The sequence below is a fragment of the Paenarthrobacter sp. 22069 genome (assembly GCF_052046035.1).
Classification (GTDB): domain Bacteria; phylum Actinomycetota; class Actinomycetes; order Actinomycetales; family Micrococcaceae; genus Arthrobacter.
The window spans coordinates 8,601-27,259 of sequence record NZ_JBQEQF010000021.1; the positions used below are offsets into that span (position 1 = coordinate 8,601).

Here is an 18,659-nt window from a genome sequence, read left to right on the forward strand (position 1 = left end):
AGCAGCGGCAGCCCCGCCACAACTTTGCAAGGACTGATGGATGAAGTGGATTTTTCTCGCCGGGGCGATTCTGAGTGAGGTGACGGCGTCCCTCTCATTGAAGGCCGCCCTCGATAATCCTGCCCTCTTCGCCGTGGTTGTCCTCGGGTACGCCGCCTCCTTCGCTTTCCTCGCCGCAGTCCTCCGCAAAGGACTGGGCCTTGGCGTTGCCTACGGTGTCTGGGCCGCCCTGGGCGTGACCCTCACCGTGCTGCTGGCGGCCCTCATTTTCGGCGAGGCACTGACTCCACTGATGATGGTCGGCGTCGCCATGGTGATCGGTGGGGTCCTGTGCGTTGAACTCGGCTCACACAAGGTGCCCACCGAGGAGCCGGCGAAGGAAATGGTCAGCCCATGATGTGGCTGTTGCTGGCGGGTGCGATCCTGACGGAGGTGACCGCCACCCTGTTCCTGCGCGTGGCCTCCGGCGGAAAGCGGCGCTGGTACGTACCGGTCGCGGTCGGCTACGTCGTCGCCTTCACGCTTCTGACGCTGACGCTCGACCAAGGGATGGCCCTCGGCGTTGCCTACGGCATTTGGGCAGCAGCAGGCGTGGCGCTGACTGCCGTAGCCAGCCGTATCTTCTTCAAGGAGACCATCACGGCCGTCATGATGCTGGGACTCGGCCTCATTATCGGCGGCGTCCTGCTGATCGAATTGGGCTCAACGCACTAAAAGTGCGCTTAGTACGTGCCGTTCGCGTCAGGTTCAATTGCCCAGGCAAGGCGGTGCAGGGCACTTGCCAGCCGGCCCCGGAGGGCTTCCCGCCGGGATAGGCCGGGCTTCTTTGCCCGGACCTTCTTCGGCGCGCGCGGCAGGGCGCTGGTGGCAGTATCGTCGCTCCGTGCGAGGAAGAGGGCGACAAGGCTTGAACCGTCCATGAAGTTGTTTCCTGAAACTTTGAAGGTCGCCACGCAAGGGTGGGACGGGATGGTTGGCGCGCGGATCTGCCCCCGGGATCCGCACTTTCGATTATGAAATAAGGCGGCGGAAGTCCCACAACCGGTTGACCAACTGTTACGAACCGCTAACTCAAGCGACGGAAACCGGCGTCGAAGGAGGGGTCTCCACCGCCCCCGCGTCCATGTTCAAATAGGAGGGTTGCACCGGCTGCCCGAGTCCAACCGCGGCCTCGGCTCAACGGAAGGAATAAGCACATGACCGAACCCCAAGACCATCCCCCGGTCCCGACGCCGGGCAGCGCGCAGGGCCTGGACCAGAAGGCTGAGGGCGGGTGCCCGGTGGCCCACGGCAGCGCCACAGCCCAGGGCAGCGAAAGTGAAAACCCGGCGATTGATTCGCCGCAGCCGAAGGGGCACCGGCCCCGGACCCTCCAGGACTGGTGGCCCAACCAGCTGGACCTTTCCGTGCTGCATGCACACGGCCGTGCGAGCAACCCCCTGAACCCCTCCTTCAGCTACCGCGAGGAATTCCAGAAGCTCGACGTCGAGGCCCTCAAGCGCGACATCACCGACGTCCTGACCACCTCCCAGGACTGGTGGCCGGCGGACTTCGGCCACTACGGCGGCCTGATGATCCGCATGAGCTGGCACGCGGCCGGCACCTACCGCGTCCATGACGGCCGCGGCGGAGCGGGCGACGGCGGCCAGCGGTTCGCGCCGCTGAACAGCTGGCCGGACAACGCCAACCTGGACAAGGCCCGGCGGCTGCTGTGGCCGGTCAAGCAGAAGTACGGCCAGAAAGTCTCCTGGGCTGACCTCCTGGTCCTGGCGGGCAACGTGGCCCTGGAGTCCATGGGATTCGAAACGTTCGGCTTCGCCTTCGGACGCGAGGACGTGTGGGAGCCTGAAGAGATCTTCTGGGGCCCCGAGGACGCCTGGCTGGGCGACGAGCGCTACATCGGCGAGGGCCAGATGGCCGAGGACGTCGGTTCCACCGAAATGGGCCTGATCTACGTCAACCCCGAAGGTCCAATGGGCAACCCGGACCCGGTGGCGGCAGCCGCTTTCATCCGCGAAACGTTCAAGCGGATGGCGATGAACGATGAAGAGACCTTCGCCCTGATCGCCGGTGGCCACACGTTCGGCAAGACCCACGGCGCCGGCCCCGCCGATGCACACGTGGGCCCCGAGCCGGAAGGCGCAGACCTGGAGGCGCAGGGCCTGGGCTGGCTCAGCAACTACGGTTCCGGCAAGGGCGCCGACACCATCACCTCCGGCCTCGAGGTCACCTGGACGGACAAGCCCACCCAGTGGAGCAACCGCTTCCTGGAGATCCTGTTCGAGTACGAGTGGGAACTGGTCAAGAGCCCCGGCGGCGCGCACCAGTGGGTCGCCAAGGACGCCCCGGAGATCATCCCGGATGCCCACGACCCCAACAAGAAGCACCGCCCCACGATGCTCACCACGGACCTGTCGCTGCGCTTCGACCCCGTCTACGAGGAGATCGGGCGCCGCTTCCTGAAGAACCCGGACGAGTTCGCCCTGGCATTCGGCAAAGCCTGGTACAAGCTGCTGCACCGTGACATGGGACCCGTGGGACCCCACATGCTGGGCCCCTGGGTTCCGGAAGCACAGCTGTGGCAGGATCCCGTTCCCGCCGTCGACCATGAACTGATCGACGACCAGGACATCGCCTCCCTGAAGGCCAAACTGCTGGATTCCGGTCTGACCATTCCGCAGCTGGCAGGCACAGCCTGGGCCTCCGCCGCCACCTACCGCAAGACGGACCGGCGCGGCGGCGCCAACGGTGCCCGGATCCGGCTGGAACCGCAGCGCAGCTGGGAAGCCTCCGAACCGGAGCAGCTGGCAACCGTTCTTCCGGTCCTCGAAAAGGTGCAGGAGGAGTTCAACTCAGCCCAGACCGGCGGCAAGAAGGTCTCGCTGGCAGACCTGATCGTCCTGGGCGGAGCGGCCGCCGTCGAAAAGGCAGCAGCCGACGCCGGGTTCCCCATCACCGTGCCGTTCCGCGCCGGCCGCACGGACGCTTCACAGGACCAGACCGACGTCGAGTCCTTCCAGTACCTGCAGCCGCGGGCGGACGGGTTCCGGAACTACCTGCGCCCCGGGCAGAAGCTGCAGCCGGAAACGCTGCTGCTGGACAAGGCGTACATGCTGGACCTTACTGCTCCGGAAATGACGGCGCTGGTGGGCGGCATGCGCGCCCTGGGGACCAACGTGGGGGGTTCCAGCCACGGCGTCCTGACGGACAAGCCGCAGGTCCTGACGAACGACTTCTTCGTCAACCTGCTCTCGCCCGGCACCAAGTGGAAGGCGTCAGAGTCCGGGGAGAACGTCTACGAAATCACCGACGTTGCCACCGGCGAACTGAAGTGGACGGCCACGCCGGTGGACCTGGTCTTCGGCTCCAACTCGCAGCTGCGGGCCCTCGCCGAGGTCTACGCCAGCGACGATGCCAAGGAGAAGTTCGTCAACGACTTCGTGGCCGCCTGGACTAAGGTCATGGAGCTGGACCGGTTCGACCTGGACTGACCCCACCCATGGACTGAACAGGGACGGGGCCGGCTGCNAGCCGGCCCCGTCCCTGTTCTTCCGAAGGTTCGCTTACGTGCCGGCGGGGAAACTGATCACGGCCGTGGTTCCTCCGCCTGGACTCTCCTTGAGGCTCAGCTCGCCTCCGTGCGCTTCAGCGATCCGGCGGCAAATGGCCAGGCCCAGCCCCGAGCCCTGCCCGTCACCCTCCCGGTGCAGCCGGACCAGTGGCTCCAAAACGCGCTGCCGGTCCTCCGGCGCTATCCCCTTGCCGTTGTCGGCCACCACGACGGTGGATCCGTGATAATTCGAGATGCCGCTGATCCGCACCGCCAGGTCCCGCTCAGGACTTTGGTAGTTCACCGCATTGGCCACCAGGTTTTGCAGCAGGGTGCGCAGCTGGCCGCGGTCCACATGGAGCGTCATGTCCTCGCTGTCCAGGACAGAGCCGGGGCCGAACGACAGGCCCAGGTCCCTGGCCACCTCCGATGCCACAGCGTGGAGTGACGTGTGCCGGCGCTGGATGCCTCCGCCCATCCGTGAATAGGTCAGGACATCCTCGAGCATTCGAAGCATCCTATGTCCGCTGGAGCCAACGAACTGGAGGTACTCGGCCGCGGGATGGTCGCCGTCCACCTCGTCCCCGGCCAGCTCCACGTAGCCCAGCATGGTGGTCAGGGGTCCACGCAGGTCATGGCTGACGCGGCCCGCGAACTCTGCCAGCTTTGCGTTGCTTTCCCGGACTTCCTCCAGGGCTGTGTTCAGCTGGAGGGTGCGCCGCTGGAGTTCCAGGAGCTGCACTGCCTGGCGGGCCAGGATCTCCAGCATGTCCAGCTGGTCCTGGTCCGGCATGCCAGTTGTATTGGAGAAGACGCACAGCGATCCGAGCACGAACCCCGACGACGTCTCCAGCGGCACTGAGGCGTAAAACCGAACAGCAGCGATCTCCCCGGTCACGAAAGGATTCGATACAACCCGGGGGTCCAGGGAAGCGTCGGGTACAACGGTTGTCTTCCCCGAGAGGAAGACCTGTGCACACATGGAGTCTTCCCGGGCGCACACGGCGGCTTCGAAACCGACGGCTGCCACTTGGCGTTGCTCATCCGATGTGACCACGTTGATGACGCCGAAAGGGACACCGCAGAGCTTGGCGGCCAGCTCTACCAGGTTCTGGAGGGGTTCAAGGGAGAGTTCCACAGCGGGGTGGCGGTGTGCCTCTGCGGTGGAGGACGGCAGGCCATATTCCTGCAGTACTTCGTCACGGTCCGCTGCGTCCCTGAGAGCCGTCCCCGTGAAATGAATGCCGGCCAATTCCCGTCCCCTTTCCGACCGCAAAGGGTCCCCCGGAGATCGTACAGGCCCTGCCACGGCATCAACGGAATCCGGTGACCGGCATGCCGGGTTCAAGGTTGACCTGCGAAAATGGGGCGGTGATCACCGGGCGCTGCTGCACCACTTCTATAAGCCATTTCCGGTGGTCGAGCACTTCCAGCCCGTGGCCCTTGCGCCCGGTGAGACAGCCCTGACGTGGGGGGAAGCCCCCGCGCGAGTCAAGCTCCAGCGCAGGGGCTTCCAATGCTTCCTGCCGGGGAACTGACTGGAAGCGCTTTAAAATTACCGGCCGGTAGCCAGGCAGAACGTCCAAAACCACGGGCTTGGGGCAATCTTGAGCGAACCTTGAGCAGTGGCCCAGGTACGCCGGAGCGTTCAGTCGTCCGCTGCGCCTGCCGCAGCGTCCGGGTCCTCCTCGGGTTCAAAGGTGTTCGGCTCAGCACCGTCGGAGATGCCGACGCCGTCCTTGCCTCCGGGGATCCCGCCGTCGGCTTTGCCCTTGCCGACGCCGTCCTTGCCTCCGGGGATCCCGCCGTCGGCTTTGCCCTTGCCGGCGCCGGTCCCGGGCTTGGCGGCCGCGTCCTGCGGATCTTCTTCGGGCAGTGAGTCAGGTGAATTGATGGACATCGCTCCTCCTTCATTGGCTGGGCCTCCAAGCTAACAGGCCCCGGCAGAAAAGGCTCCAGACAAGGCGTTGGATTTTTCAGGCAAGAATCAGTCCTGCTACCTCCCGGGTTCCGCCGCCCGCTGCTGCCTCAGGATGTAGCGCTGCAGCTTCCCCGAGGGCGTCTTTGGCAGGTCCTTTACAAAGTGAATGCGGCGCGGATAGGCGTGGGCCGCAAACTGCGTCTTGACCATCGCCTGGAGTTCGGCCACCAAAGCGTCGCTGCCGGTGGTCCCGTCCGCCAGGACAACATAGGCCTCGAGGACCTCTCCGCGCAGTTCGTCGGGGGCGCCCACCACGGCACTCTCCAGCACGGCCGGATGGGTGGACAGGACGCTCTCCACTTCGAACGGCCCAATCCTGTAGCCGGCCATGATGATCACGTCGTCATCGCGGGAGGAAAAGAAGTAGAAGCCGTCATCATCCACCATGCCCGCGTCGCCGGTCAGGTACCACTGCGCGTCCGCGCTGAAGCGTTCGGCGGTCTTCTCCGGCGCGTCCTGGTACCCCCTGAACCACATCATCGGACTGCCTGCCACGTTGACGGCAACACGGCCCAGTTCCCCCGGGGCGGCAGGCTCGTCGGCGTTGTCCTTAAGGACCGCGCAGCTCCACCCCGGCAGGGGCCGGCCCATGGAACCCGGCCTCAGTTCCGTCCTGACGTCGTCATGCCAGGCGTTGATGATCATCATCCCGTGTTCAGTCTGCCCGTAGTGGTCCCGCACCGGAACGCCCAGCACTTCCCGCGCCCAGCTGATCACCTCCGGCGTCAGCGGTTCGCCGGCCGATGACGCGCGTCGAAGCTGGAAGGGTCCGGTTCCGGCGTCGGTTTTCGCGCGCATGGTGCGGTAGACGGTGGGAGCAGCGGCGAAGTTGGTGACGGAGAATGCCTCCAGCACCTTGAAGCTGAGTTCGGGTGAGAACCCTGGGCGCAGCAGGAGGTTCCGCCGTCCCGCCGCCATGGGTCCGAGGATGCCGTAGTACAGGCCGTATGCCCAGCCTGGGTCTGCGGCGTTCCAGAAGACGTCCTCTTCACTGACGTCCAAGCCCAGTTCCACGTACTGGCGGAAGGCGGCCAGCGCCCGGACCGGCACCGGCACACCCTTGGGGGCGCCGGTGGTTCCGGACGTGAAGATCAGTACCAGGGCGCCGTCACCGCCTACGGCTTCGGAAGCGATCCCCGGCTGCTGCCTGGCCAGCAGCGGCGCAAGGGCCAGGTCCGGCCGGGCGGCTTCTGCACCGGCAACCACGACGACGGCTCCGGTTTCCTGGATCTTCACCCGCTGGTCGGCGTCGGTGATCACAGCCTTGGCACCGGAGGCCGTGAGGCGAAGCTCGATGGCCGGCCACGCAAAGGCCGTGAACAGCGGCACATGGACGGCCCCGCGCCGCCAAATGGCCAGGAGCATGACTACAAGGTCTGCGGATTTCCCCATCAGGGTGGCGACGGCGTCTCCGGGCCCGATGCCCAGCTCCGCCAGGGCGGCGGCTCCCCGTTCCGATCGCTCCCGGAGCCCGCCGTAGGTGATGTCCTCTGAGGAGAGGTCGGCTGCCACCACAGTGAAGGCAACGGCGTCGGGATCGTGGTTGTCACACAGCAGGTCCGCCGCGCACGCGTCGGCCGCACCGTAGGTGGCAAGAAGGGCATCAACGGCTGGAACCGGACGGGACATGCATTCTCCTTTGAACAACGTGGCCTCGGGGCAGTGGAATAAACCTACTGCACGGTACCGCTGCCGCGCTCCAGCGAAAGTCAGCCCTTGGCACCCGCCGGCCGGATGATCCGCCGTTGGGTGGCCACGGCGATGGCGGCGGTCCGGTTGTCCACGCCGAGCTTGCCGTAGATGTGCACCAGGTGCGTCTTGACCGTGGCCTCCGAGATGAAGACCTGCTTGGCGATTGCGCGGTTGGACAGGCCGGTGGCCAGCAGTTCCAGCAGCTGCACCTCCCGCGGAGTGAGCGAGGTGCCGGGGTTGCTGATCCGGTCCATCAGCAGCGCCGCTGCCCGGGGCGCCAGGACCGTGCCGCCCGCCGCCGCCTGCAGGACCGCCTGGCGCAGCTGTTCGGGCGGCGCGTCCTTCAGCATGTAGCCGCCGGCCCCCGCCTCCACCGCGGCGAGGATATCTGCGTCGGTGTCATACGTGGTGAGGATGAGCACCGGCGGCGCGCCCAGGAGCTTCCGGATTTCAGCGGTGGCCGAGACGCCGTCCATCCCCTCCCCCATCTGCAGGTCCATGAGCACAACATCCGGTGCCTCACCCAGCGCGGTCAGCCGCGCCAGCTCATGCAGCGCGGCCCTTCCGTCGGCGGCTTCCGCGGCGATTGAAATCCCTTCGACGCCGGTAAGCACGGCCCTGAGCCCGGCGCGGACCACAGGGTGGTCGTCCACCAGCAGGACGCGCACCTCACCCATCGCTTCCGCCCTCCAGCGGAAGCCGGATGCCCACCACCGTGCCTTCACCCGGTGCTGACTCCACGGCCACCGACCCGTCCAGGGCCGTGACGCGTTCCGCCAGCGAGCGCAGCCCGAACCCGCTGCCGTCGGCGGCGTTCGCGGCAGCTGCCGCAGCCATCGGGTCAAAGCCCGTGCCGTCGTCGTAAATGTCCATGGTCACCTCGTTGCCCAGGAAGGCCAGGCTGACGACGGCGGTCGCGGCCCGCGCGTGTTCGCGGACGTTGGCGAGGCTTGCCTGTGCCGCCCGCAGCAGGGTCACGCGCACGGGCTGGGGCAGTTCCCGCGGCTCACCGTCCACTTCCAGCCGGCAGCGCAGTGCCACTCCCGACGCCGCGGCGTCAGTCTCAGTCCGGCCGCACAGCCGCTGCAGGGCTTCAACCAGCGTGGCCCCCTCCAGCTGCGGCGACGCCAGGCCGCGGACGAAGCTGCGCGCCTCGGCAAGGTTGTCCGCCGCGGTTTGCTGCACCAATGCCAGGCGGGCCGAAGCCGTGGCGGCATCACCCTCATCCAGTGACTGCCCGGCTGCCCGTCCAAGGAGCACGATGCTGGACAGGCCCTGCGCCAGGGTGTCGTGGATTTCCCGGGCCAGCCGCTCGCGCTCCGCCAGCATGCCCGCTTCATGCTGCGACCTGGCCAGTTCCTCCCGGGTGCGGCGCAACTCGTCCGCCGCTCGCCGCTGGTTCTCGGCTTCCCGGTACAGGGCGGCGTAGGCAAGGCCGGTGATCACGGAGAAGACAGCCCCCAGCACTGGCCCGACGACGGCGGCAGCATGTGGGACCGGGGCGCCGCTCGCAGCCCACTGGGAGGCAATCACCGCCAGGGTCATCAGCGTGATCGCCGGCAGTGCGGCGCGGCGGGGCAGCAGATGAAGGTGCAGGAAGAAGATCGGGAAGGCCAGCCAGGCAAAGTCGGCACTGCCGGCAAGCAGGAACGCCCACAAAGCTGTAACGAGCCCCAGCCACAGCAGGCCATAGCGGCGCGGGTTGAACCCGGCCCTGGCCTCGGCATGCCGCTTTTCGAGGACCGTCCCGGCCAGGTAAACAGCGGCAAGGACCACGCCGGCGGCCGCCCACAGCCAGCGCAGCGAACCTCCGGCCACGAACACCCGGACCAGGGCCACGGCCAGCAGCACCGCAAAACCCGTGTGGAGGGTGACTCGCAGGACCCGGAGGATGGCCGTGGATGACGCATTTTCCAGGGCATTCAGGGGCCCCTTCGCCGGGATGCCGGCAGACTCCGCGTGTGATGGGAGCAGGGGCGTGGCAGGCATTTCATCAGCTTATGCCGCGGAAGCCTGAGCGGGATCAACCGAAAGGTTGACTCCGGGTTCAACCATTCCATGACGGCGGATCAACCGTCCCCGCGATGCCGCCCGGGGCTGCCGCCGGAAGAGTGGAAGGACAGAAGAATCCACCCTGATGAGAGAAGAAACAACGTGTTCCTGGCAATCCGCGACATCCGCTTCGCCAAAGGCCGGTTCGCCATGATGGGCGGCGTCGTAGCCCTGATCACCCTGCTGTTGGTCATGCTGTCCGGCCTGACGGCTGGGCTCGCAGAGCAATCCACCTCGGCCATCGACAAGCTGGGCGCGTCCTCCGCCCGGCCGGTGGACACCATCGCTTTCGGGGCGCCGGGGCAAGCCGAACCCAAAGCGTCCTACACGGACAGCTCCGTGAGCGCAGCCCAGGTTGACCTCTGGCGGAACCAGCCCGGGGTCCGGTCCGCCGAGCCGCTCGGCATCACCCAGACCCGGGCGCAAACGGCCAGCGGTTCGGCCACGGCGAACGTAGCTGTTTTCGGCGTCACTCCGGGGAGTTCGCTGGCGCCGGCAGGAATCACCGCCGGCACAGCCGTAATGGGCAGTTCGATCGCGGAGGCACTGTCCGTTGGCCAGGGGGACACGGTTTCCCTGGGCGGTGTTGACCTCTCCGTTGCCGCCGTGGTGCCGGACCAGTGGTACGCGCACACCAGCGTGGTGTGGACGGCGCTCCCGGCGTGGGCCAAGACGGCGCACATGTCCGACGGCGGGCAGTTGGCCACCGTGGTCGCCGTCACCTACGCCGGCGGGGCGGCGGTGGACGAGGCCGCGGCGGATGCTGCGGCGGCCACCGTCAGCCAGTCCCGCACCGGTTCCTTCCAGGCGCTGGGCTCCTTTAAGAGCGAGAACGGCTCCCTGACCCTGATGCAGGCGTTCCTGTACGGGATCTCGGCCCTGGTGATCGTGGCGTTCCTGACCGTCTGGACCATCCAGCGGACCCGCGATATCGCAGTCCTGAAGGCCATGGGCGCTCCCGGTTCCTACATCCTCCGGGACGCGATGGCCCAGGCCGCGATCGTCCTGGTGGCAGGTGCGGGCGTAGGTGGAGCCGCGGGCGTCGCCGCCGGATCACTCGCAGCCAAGGCTGCCCCCTTCCTGCTGGGCCCAGGCACCACGGTGGTGCCCGTCGTCGGGATCGTCGCCCTGGGCCTGGCCGGCGCCGCCCTCGCCGTCCGGCGCGCCACCACAGTCGATCCGCTGCTGGCCCTCGGCGGCAACTAGACCCTCCCGCTTCCCGAAAGGAAAACCCATGCCTTCCTCCATACCCGCTCCCCTGTCAATGCTCGATGTCACCCTCGAATATCCCGACGGCAGTGGAACCACCACCGCCCTGGACGCGGTCAGCCTCACCGCGCACGCCGGGCAGCTGGTCTCGCTCGTGGGACCCTCCGGCTCGGGCAAGTCCAGCCTCCTGGCTGCCGCAGCCACCCTGGTCCGCCCCACCCGCGGGAAGGTCATCATTGACGGGACCGACACCACCGGCCTCAGGGACAGGGAGCTCACCGCCCTGCGCCGGAGCAAGGTGGGCATCATCTTCCAGCAGCCCAACCTGCTCCCCTCGCTCACCGCCGTCGAACAGCTCATCATCGGCGACCACCTGCGCGGCCGGCCGGTCCGGGCGGCCCGGGCCAAGGCAGCTGCCTTGCTGGACGTCGTGGGGNCGGGAAGCTGCCGCACCAGCTCTCCGGCGGGCAGCGGCAGCGGGTGAACATTGCCCGGGCGCTCATGGGCAGCCCCAAGGTGCTGCTGGTGGATGAGCCGACGGCCGCGCTGGACCACGAGCGGAGCGCCTCGATCATCGGCCTGCTGCGCCAGGTGACCACGGAATTTTCGGTGGCAACGGTGATGGTCACCCATGACACGGAGTTCGTGCCGCTGACGGATGCGGTGGCCACCATGCGGGATGGCAGGCTCACGGCGCCCGTGCTCGTGTAGGGCAGATGCTTCCCTGGGGCGCAGTGGCGTCCACCTTTAGCAAGGACCGGGAGCAGGGCCCCTTGAGGCCGGCGGCAGTCTGCTTGGCGCGTGCCCGGTTTACTCCAACGTTTCCTGGACCCGTGTCTCCAACTCCAGGGCGTTGCTGGTCACCCGTTCCCCCGGTTGAGGCGGCCCAGCCGGCTGCGGCGGCCCGGCAGGTTGCGGGGGGCCGTCCGGCTGCGGCGTGTCAGACAGGGGCAGGATCAGCAGGTTGCGGTGCAGGGTGACCCAGCCCTCCCGTTCCAGCGGGCTATGGTCGAACTGGTCGGGAACGAACATAATCCCCCTGGAGTCGGGGTCCTGCACTTGCACCAGGACGTCCCGGCCATCACGGATCTCGCTGCACGCTTCCCAGTAGGACCAGTAGTCGTCCCAGGGCGACTTTCCCACCAGGCACGCCACCCCCGAAATCATGCCGGGCGCCGCGTAGTAGGAGATGTCCTCGTACGAGGCCAGGAAGCGGGCCTCGCCGATTTTCGCGTCGCCTTCCTCATCCTGGATGGCGGGGATGGCATCCTGCTTGGTCAACTGCCGCTCCAGCACGTCCACAGTCGCCGGGGTTCCCACGAAGAAGTGCACGTAAATGAGCCCGAGGACCGCGCATGTGGAAACGCCAACGATGGCGGCGAACGTGATGACGAGCTTCCAGAACAACGTCAACGGTTGCGGCGGCCGCTGCCCGTAATAGGTGAAATTCAAAGCTCTGCCCCCTCAGGCTATTGATCTCCCTGCACGCTACATGCAGCGGGCACGGTGCGTGGTCTTTGGCACCGTGTCAGTGCGGCACCGGCTGCAGGGGTCCTCCGCTCCGTCACCCCATGTGGTGCACGCTGAAGGCCGTCAGGAACCCCACGGACGCGGTCAGCCCGGTCAGGCTGTGGTGCTCCTCGAAGGCCTCCGGGATCATGGTGTCAGCCAGCATCGCCAGGATGCCGCCGGCGGCGACGGCGGTTATGAATGCCACCAGCTCGTCGGGTGCATTCTCCAGCGCCACGTACCCCAGCAGTGCGGCCAGCCCGCTGAGGACCGCAATGCCGCCCCACAGCCCGAACACGTAGCCGCTGCTCCGGCCTGCCTTCTTCATGCCGGCCGTTCCGGAGAGCCCTTCCGGCACGTTGGAGATAAAGACCGCCGCCAGCATGGCGGGACTGACCGCTCCCCCGGCCAACAGGCCGACGCCCAGCACCACGGACTCCGGGACACCGTCCAGCAGCGCGCCGACGGCGATGGCCGTGCCGCTGCCCGGATCGTCCTTTTCGGAGGGCTGCTGGTCCCCTGACCGTTTGCGGTGCTTGGCTCCGGCCCGGGCCAGGAGCATGTTGGCACCCACGTACACCACGGCACCGGCGAGGAACCCTGCGGCAGTGGGCCACAGGCCGCCGCCCTTGACGGCCTCGTCCACCAGCTCAAAGGCAAGGGCCGAGATCAGCACGCCGGCTCCGAAGGCCATGATCGTGGAGACGACTTTGGACGGAATGGACCACCGCCAGGAAACGACAGCGCCCAGAACCAGGGCGGCACCGGCACCGGTGCCCCAGACAAGTGACATCAACCAAGTAGGCATACGTCTTCCGTCCCCAGCCCGCTGGATATGAAACAAAGCCGGCGATGGCCGGGCGGCAGCTGGGTCAACCCCGTTTACGGCTCGCGTCAGGCAGCGCGCTGAGAATTGATGGGATCTTGAGTCAATCCTTGCGATCCCTAGAACTTCCAGGTCCACGCTGAAGCCATTAGACCAAACCAGCTTGTGGGGAGCAGGACGTCATGGGAAGCAAAGCAGCGTTGGAAACCGAAGTCACAACCGTGGGGGGCGTGCTGACGGACAAACAGCCGCTGGACTTCCACACGCTGGGCCTGGCCGGTTGCATCGACCGGTTGACGGCTCCCCTGCGCCAGCGCGGGACCGCGGTCCACTGGGATACTCCGCACTGGGGCATCGAGATCCCGGCGGACTGCGCGTCCCTCCTGTACCAGTCCGCCCGCGAGGCCTTGAGCAACGCATTCAAGTTCTCGTCCGCGTCCAGCCTGAACATCCAGCTTGCGGCCGTTGACCACGGGATCCGCCTTGTGGTGGCCGACGACGGCACGGGCTTTGACAGCAGCCTCGCCAGCTGCGGGCGGAACCACGGGTACGGGCTGCGCCTGATGGCCGTTGCTGTGCAGGAAGCCGGCGGGGCCGTGGACATCAGCTCCACACCCGGCCGCGGCACCAGCGTGACAGTGACCCTGCCGCTGGACTGAACCGCTGGACTGGGCCCAACCGCTGGACTGCATGGCGGACCAAGAACCCGGATGCCCGCCGTCGCTGGGACGGCGGGCATCCGTATGCCGGGCGGAGAACCGGAAAATCAGCGGGAGAGCTTGGCGCTGTCCGGCTCCAGGTCACCGATGTGGCCGGGTGCATTGGCAGCCAGGACCCTGGCTACGAACGCCGCGTACTCGTCCATGTAGTGGCGCAGGAACTTGGCGGTGGATTCGTCCTTGACCTCGCCGTCGTCAGCGAAAACGGCGGGGTCGTACTTGACGTACGCCTCCGGGGCGTTGAGCTGCGGCGCGTCCAGGAAGCTCAAAACGGCCCGCATGGAGGATTGCATCACGGCCGTCCCGATGCTGCCCGGCGAGGCGCCGATGATGCCGGTGGGCTTACGGGCAAACGAGTTGGTGCCCCAGGGGCGGGATCCCCAGTCAATGGCGTTCTTGAGGGCGCCCGGGATGGAGCGGTTGTATTCGGGGGACACGAAGAGGATCCCGTCCGCGGCTTCGATAGCTTCCTTGAGGGCACGGCCCTCCGGCGGAAAATCGGCGTCGTAGTCGTAACTGTAGAGCGGGAGGTCCTTGATGGGGATTTCGGAGAATTCCAGTTCCTCCGGCGCGAGTTTGATCAAGGCTTTGGCCAGGACCCGGTTGATGGAGCCGCTGGCCAGACTGCCTACGAAATACCCGATCTTGTACTGTGCCATGAGTAATCCTTCCCAAGGGCCGGCCGCGGCCATGCTGGCTGACTGTGGCTGAATGGTGCCATACCCCCGCGGCGGAGGCCGGGAACGGCGGTTGGTGCCCACTGCCCCACCAGTCCAGCACAGAAGCACGGCGGCGGCCAGAGTGCCGGGAAGTCCTTGACAGCTCCGGGTGCTGGGGGCTGAATGAGGGGTACCGCGGACCAGCGCCCACCACTTCATCAAACCCGCACGCCTCAACGAACCCGTCACTTCAACAACAAAGAGCAGCCATGACCAACAATCCAGCAAAGGACGACGACGACCGGGTCCACAACCAGGCGCCCGCGGAAGGTGATCCGGACGCGGATCCCACCGATGTCCGCGTCCACTCCCAGGACCCCGCCGAAGGTGCGGACGATGACGGCGCCGCGAACCAGGGTGCCGCCGGTAAGTAGCGTCCCGCCGCGATCTGCCCGCGCCGTTTTGAGCAGTTACCGCTAATCCCTTTTCCGTCCTGGCAGCTGTCCCGCCTGGCGAAACCCCTTGCATGCCCGCGGATGGTCTATTACGTTGTAGTTCGATCAAGAAAGCGCTTTCCGCTTCCTATGCGGGTCTTCGGAGCGCCTCATCAGCAGCGGAATTGGATGACATGACGGACAACACCCTCATCAGGTGGATCGACGGCCAGGCCCCTACAGGAATCAGCAGCGGAATCACATGGGGCATGCCGTTCCCACGCGGTACCGTGCCCGGCGTGGACGCCCTGGCCGTACAGGACGCTGCCGGCACCCGCGTCGCCAGCCAGGCCTGGCCCCTGGCCACCTGGCCGGACGGCTCCCTGAAGTGGGCAGGGATCGCCCTGCCGGCCACAGACGCGCCGTCGGACGCCTATCACGTGACCACCGACGGCGACGCCGCCACCGCCCCCGGCCGGCCGCCGTCGGGCACTGCCTCGGTCACGGTCGCCGAAGGTGACGACGCCCTCACCATCGATACCGGAGCCCTGACCATGGTGCTCAACCGCGCGGGGGCCACCTTGTTCAGCAGCCTCTCCCGGGACGGGCGGGAAGTGGCCCGGAATGCCCAACTGGTCAGCCTGCTGCAGGACGGCCTTTCCGAAGGCGCACAAAGCGTGCGCCGGGAGGCCTTCACCGGCGAAGTGACCGCCGTCGCAGTGGAACAAAGCGGGCCCGTCCGCGCGGTGGTGCGGCTGGAAGGGACCCACCGGCCGGACACCACGGGAAGCGAGAAGCAGGATTGGCTTCCGTTTGTGGTGCGGTTCTACTTCTACGCCAATGCCCGCAGCGTGCGCATGGTGCATTCCTTCATCTGGGACGGGGACGCGGAACGGGACTTCCTGGCCGGACTGGGGGTGCGCTTCACGGTGCCGCTGGAAGACGAACTGCACAACCGCCATGTCCGGATCGCGGGAACGGACGGCGGCTTCCTCGCCGAAGCAGTCCGCGGGCTCACCGGGCTCCGCCGGGACCCCGGCGCGGAGGTGCGGGAAGCACAGGTGGCCGGACGCGCCACACCTGCTCCTGAAACGTGGAATACGGAGGTGTCGGAGCGCCTGCACCTCATCCCCGGCTGGGGAGATTACACCCTCACCCAGCTCAGCGCTGACGGCTTTGAACTGCGGAAGCGGACAGCCCGCGGCCACGGCTGGGTGGGCATCTCCGGCGGCACACGGTCGGCCGGCTTCTGCTCGCTCAGCGATCCGCGGGGCGGCCTGGGCGTGGGTATCAAGGACTTCTGGCAGTCCCATCCCGGGCAGTTGGACATCCGGGGCGCCGCGGGTGCTGAAGCATCCCTGACGGCATGGCTGTACTCCCCCGAGGCCCAGCCGATGGACCTGCGGTTCTACCATGACGGCCTGGGCCAGGACACCTTCGAAGATCAGCTTGAGGGACTGGAGATCACGTACGAGGACTATGAACCGGGGTTCGGCAACCCCACCGGAATTGCCCGCACCCATGAGCTGACCTTGTTCGCCTATGACGCTACGCCCTCCACCGAAAGCCTCGCGGCCGACGCAGCCTGGGCCTGCGCCCCGGCCCTCCTGCAGGCAACCCCGGAATACCTGCATTCCGCGGGCGTTTTCGGTGACTGGGATCCCGTGGACCGCAGCACTCCGGCACGTGCGCGGCTGGAGGACCGGCTGGACTTCCTGTTCGACTTCTACGCGGACCAGGTGGAACAGCGCCGGTGGTACGGGTTCTGGAACTACGGCGACGTCATGCACACGTACGATTTCGACCGGCACGTGTGGCGCTATGACGTGGGCGGTTACGCGTGGGACAACTCGGAACTCTCCCCGGATTTGTGGCTCTGGTACTCCTACCTGCGCTCCGGCCGTGCGGACATCTTCCGCTTCGCCGAGGCCATGACCCGGCATACAGGCGAGGTGGACGTTTACCATCTTGGGCCGTGGAAGGGCCTGGGCTCCCGGCACAACGTGCAGCACTGGGGCTGCAGCGCCAAGCAACTGCGGATCAGCACCCCTGCCTACCGCCGCTTCTACTACTACCTCACGGCGGACGAGCGCACCGGGGACCTGCTCACCGAACTGGTGGACAGCGACCAGAACTTCCTGGGCCTGGATCCGGTCCGCAAGGTCCGTCCGGACGCCGCCACTTACCGGCCCAACCGCGGGGCCTTGGGCGTAGGCCTCGGCACGGACTGGGGCTCACTCGCGGCCACGTGGCTCACGGACTGGGAACGCACCGGCAATCCCCGGTCCCGGGACCGGCTGCTGGGCACCATGGCGGACATCGGCGCCCTCAAGTACGGCTTCCTCACCGGCGAGGCGTTGTACGACCTGGACAGGGGCCGGTTCGACACCGGGCGGGAGCAGATCCAGGTGTCGCACCTCAGCGCCGTGTTCGGGCTGGTGGAGATCTGCAGTGAACTGGTGGACCTGGTTGACGACCCCGGATTCGAGCGGGCCTGGCTGCAGTACTGCCGCCTCTTCCTTGCCACGAAGGAGGAGCAGGTGGAGGCTGTTGGCCAGCCGCTGGAGGGCATCCACCTCACCCAGGCCCACAGCCGGCTCACGGCGTATGCGGCGGCCCGGCTGGGCGACGAGGCCCTGGCAGCGCGGGCGTGGGAGAGCTTCGCCGAAGGCGGCGAACACCTCAACCACGGATCAGCATTCACGCTCCGGAAGGTCACACCGCCCCAGGTGCTGCTGCCGGTGGACGAGGCACCCACCGTTTCCACCAACGACACCGCGCAGTTCGGGCTTGCGGTGATCCAGAACCTGGCACTGGTGGGCCCGTATCTTCCCTAGGACTCCCGTCCCACCCAGACCAAGAAGCGCGGGCTGCCGTTCTGGACCTCCAGAACGGCAGTTGGCGCTACTTGGTTGGACTCTGGAATCCTGCCGGACCAGAAGGTACATTGGTAAGCATGCTGATGATTATTGCCGACGCATCAGCTTCCGGCAGCAAAGCGAAGGAGACGTTATGAGCACGAAGGTCGAAAAACGCATTCTGGTGAACGTACCGGTGAGCACCGCTTATAACCAGTGGACCCAGTTCGAGGAGTTCCCGCACTTCATGGGCGGCGTCAAGAGCGTGACGCAGCTCAGCGATGACCGGCTGGAGTGGGTTGCTGAAATCGGCGGGGTCCGCCGCCAGTGGGAAGCTCGGATCCTTGAGCAGGTCCCCGACCGCAAGGTTGCCTGGGCCGCCACCGAGGGTGCCACGAATGCCGGTGCGGTGGAGTTCGAGGACGTTGGGGGCGGCCAGACCTCCATTCAGCTGACCCTGGAATACGAGCCCGAGGGGCTGGTCGAGAAGGTGGGGGACAAATTGAACGTAGTGGACCGGCAGGCCGAGGCTGACCTGCAGCGGTTCAAGGAATTTATCGAGGACGAAGGATATGCCAGCGGCGCTTGGCGCGGCTCCGTTAACACCGGCTCTGCCGTGGGCACCCCCGGCGTTGAGCATGCGGGTGCTTCCCGCGGTGACTCCGGCAAGGCTGGCGTCTCCGGCAAGGTTGCTGCCGGCGTAGGCATCGCGGCGGCCGCGGGCGCAGCGGCGGCGATGGCTGCCAACGCGAACAAGGACAAGGACACAACGGTGACCGACACAACCCCCGTGGTTCCTGCGGAGCCGGTTGTTCCCGCGGAGCCCCTCACCACCGGTTCCACCGCCGGCTCGGCGGACGCCGGGACCGGGATGAACGCAGCAGGAATGACCTCGGGCACGACGTCGGGCGCCGGGTCCTCCGGTTCCGTTGCGGACCTTGATGACGGCAGGATCGGGCACCCGTTCGACCAGACCAACGGCCTGGTGGACACCACGGGCGAGTCAGACGACACTCTCGAGGGTGAAAACCTGAGCGCCGGTGAACGGCGTGCGGACGACCGCCGGGACGACGGCGGACTGCCGCCCGTCGGCGGCAACCTCGGCGGCCACTGAGCGGCCCTGCACCCAAGCAAAGCGCCGCCCGCCTNCCCCGAGGCGGGCGGCGCTTT

Annotated in this window: 17 protein-coding genes and 1 pseudogene; 9 read left to right on the top strand and 9 right to left on the bottom strand. The window is 67.0% G+C overall.

Annotated features, from left to right (window positions below):
- The first annotated feature begins 40 nt into the window (after positions 1–40).
- Together ACTJK0_RS16540 and ACTJK0_RS16545 are read left to right on the top strand one after the other, a co-directional pair.
- On the top strand, positions 41–397 hold the full coding sequence (locus tag ACTJK0_RS16540; RefSeq protein ID WP_440745926.1) for a DMT family transporter: 357 nt from the start codon (positions 41–43) through the stop codon (positions 395–397).
- A complete protein-coding gene (locus ACTJK0_RS16545; RefSeq protein WP_440745927.1) occupies positions 394–714 on the top strand; it encodes a DMT family transporter in 321 nt (106 codons plus the stop codon). Before ACTJK0_RS16540 ends, ACTJK0_RS16545 begins: the two co-directional genes overlap by 4 nt.
- An 8-nt stretch (positions 715–722) precedes the next feature.
- Here ACTJK0_RS16545 and ACTJK0_RS16550 read toward each other — a convergent pair whose 3' ends face one another.
- A complete protein-coding gene (locus tag ACTJK0_RS16550; RefSeq protein WP_440745928.1) occupies positions 723–920 on the bottom strand; it encodes a hypothetical protein in 198 nt (65 codons plus the stop codon).
- Between the two features lie 276 nt (positions 921–1,196).
- Here ACTJK0_RS16550 and katG point away from each other — a divergent pair, with 276 nt between their 5' ends.
- Positions 1,197–3,491, top strand: coding sequence for a catalase/peroxidase HPI (katG, locus tag ACTJK0_RS16555; RefSeq protein WP_440745929.1), 2,295 nt, complete (start codon positions 1,197–1,199; stop codon positions 3,489–3,491).
- A gap of 72 nt (positions 3,492–3,563) precedes the next feature.
- Here katG and ACTJK0_RS16560 read toward each other — a convergent pair whose 3' ends face one another.
- The 5 genes from ACTJK0_RS16560 to ACTJK0_RS16580 all read right to left on the bottom strand — a co-directional run bounded on the left by ACTJK0_RS16560 (position 3,564) and on the right by ACTJK0_RS16580 (position 9,212).
- Positions 3,564–4,802 (bottom strand): ATP-binding protein, encoded by a 1,239-nt coding sequence (locus ACTJK0_RS16560; RefSeq protein WP_440745930.1) that lies wholly within the window; start codon positions 4,800–4,802, stop codon positions 3,564–3,566.
- A 396-nt stretch (positions 4,803–5,198) separates the two neighbouring features.
- Positions 5,199–5,450 (bottom strand): hypothetical protein, encoded by a 252-nt coding sequence (locus ACTJK0_RS16565; protein ID WP_440745931.1) that lies wholly within the window; start codon positions 5,448–5,450, stop codon positions 5,199–5,201.
- A gap of 96 nt (positions 5,451–5,546) precedes the next feature.
- Entirely contained in the window at positions 5,547–7,160 is a 1,614-nt protein-coding gene (locus ACTJK0_RS16570) for an AMP-binding protein (protein WP_440745932.1), read from the bottom strand.
- An 80-nt stretch (positions 7,161–7,240) separates the two neighbouring features.
- Positions 7,241–7,900 carry a response regulator gene (locus ACTJK0_RS16575; RefSeq protein WP_440745933.1) on the bottom strand — a complete coding sequence of 220 codons (660 nt, stop codon included), beginning with the start codon at positions 7,898–7,900 and terminating at the stop codon, positions 7,241–7,243.
- A complete protein-coding gene (locus ACTJK0_RS16580) occupies positions 7,893–9,212 on the bottom strand; it encodes a sensor histidine kinase (protein WP_110541856.1) in 1,320 nt (439 codons plus the stop codon). The genes ACTJK0_RS16575 and ACTJK0_RS16580 overlap by 8 nt, the downstream gene beginning before the upstream one ends.
- Before the next feature lie 165 nt (positions 9,213–9,377).
- Here ACTJK0_RS16580 and ACTJK0_RS16585 point away from each other — a divergent pair, with 165 nt between their 5' ends.
- Positions 9,378–10,481: an FtsX-like permease family protein gene (locus tag ACTJK0_RS16585; RefSeq protein WP_440745934.1), complete on the top strand. Its 1,104-nt coding sequence runs from the start codon at positions 9,378–9,380 to the stop codon at positions 10,479–10,481.
- 28 nt (positions 10,482–10,509) lie between these two features.
- Positions 10,510–11,195, top strand: a pseudogene (locus ACTJK0_RS16590) (ABC transporter ATP-binding protein).
- 99 nt (positions 11,196–11,294) lie between these two features.
- On the opposite strand, the gene ACTJK0_RS16595 reads toward ACTJK0_RS16590, so the two are convergent.
- Positions 11,295–11,936, bottom strand: coding sequence for a hypothetical protein (locus tag ACTJK0_RS16595; protein WP_440745935.1), 642 nt, complete (start codon positions 11,934–11,936; stop codon positions 11,295–11,297).
- Between the two features lie 112 nt (positions 11,937–12,048).
- Entirely contained in the window at positions 12,049–12,801 is a 753-nt protein-coding gene (locus ACTJK0_RS16600; RefSeq protein ID WP_440745936.1) for a ZIP family metal transporter, read from the bottom strand.
- 200 nt (positions 12,802–13,001) lie between these two features.
- On the opposite strand from ACTJK0_RS16600, the gene ACTJK0_RS16605 reads away from it, so the two are divergent.
- The gene (locus ACTJK0_RS16605) at positions 13,002–13,478 is read left to right on the top strand and encodes an ATP-binding protein (protein ID WP_110541860.1); all 477 of its coding nucleotides are present in this window, start codon (positions 13,002–13,004) and stop codon (positions 13,476–13,478) included.
- 107 nt (positions 13,479–13,585) lie between these two features.
- On the opposite strand, the gene ACTJK0_RS16610 is transcribed toward ACTJK0_RS16605, so the two are convergent.
- The gene (locus tag ACTJK0_RS16610) at positions 13,586–14,197 is read right to left on the bottom strand and encodes an NADPH-dependent FMN reductase (protein ID WP_110541861.1); all 612 of its coding nucleotides are present in this window, start codon (positions 14,195–14,197) and stop codon (positions 13,586–13,588) included.
- A gap of 269 nt (positions 14,198–14,466) precedes the next feature.
- Here ACTJK0_RS16610 and ACTJK0_RS16615 point away from each other — a divergent pair, with 269 nt between their 5' ends.
- The 3 genes from ACTJK0_RS16615 to ACTJK0_RS16625 all read left to right on the top strand — a co-directional run bounded on the left by ACTJK0_RS16615 (position 14,467) and on the right by ACTJK0_RS16625 (position 18,603).
- Positions 14,467–14,631 carry a hypothetical protein gene (locus ACTJK0_RS16615; protein ID WP_440745937.1) on the top strand — a complete coding sequence of 55 codons (165 nt, stop codon included), beginning with the start codon at positions 14,467–14,469 and terminating at the stop codon, positions 14,629–14,631.
- A gap of 194 nt (positions 14,632–14,825) precedes the next feature.
- On the top strand, positions 14,826–17,468 hold the full coding sequence (locus ACTJK0_RS16620) for an exo-rhamnogalacturonan lyase family protein (protein WP_440745938.1): 2,643 nt from the start codon (positions 14,826–14,828) through the stop codon (positions 17,466–17,468).
- 175 nt (positions 17,469–17,643) lie between these two features.
- Complete coding sequence (locus ACTJK0_RS16625) at positions 17,644–18,603, top strand: SRPBCC family protein (RefSeq protein ID WP_110541863.1); 960 nt, start codon at positions 17,644–17,646, stop codon at positions 18,601–18,603.
- The last annotated feature ends 56 nt before the right edge of the window (positions 18,604–18,659 follow it).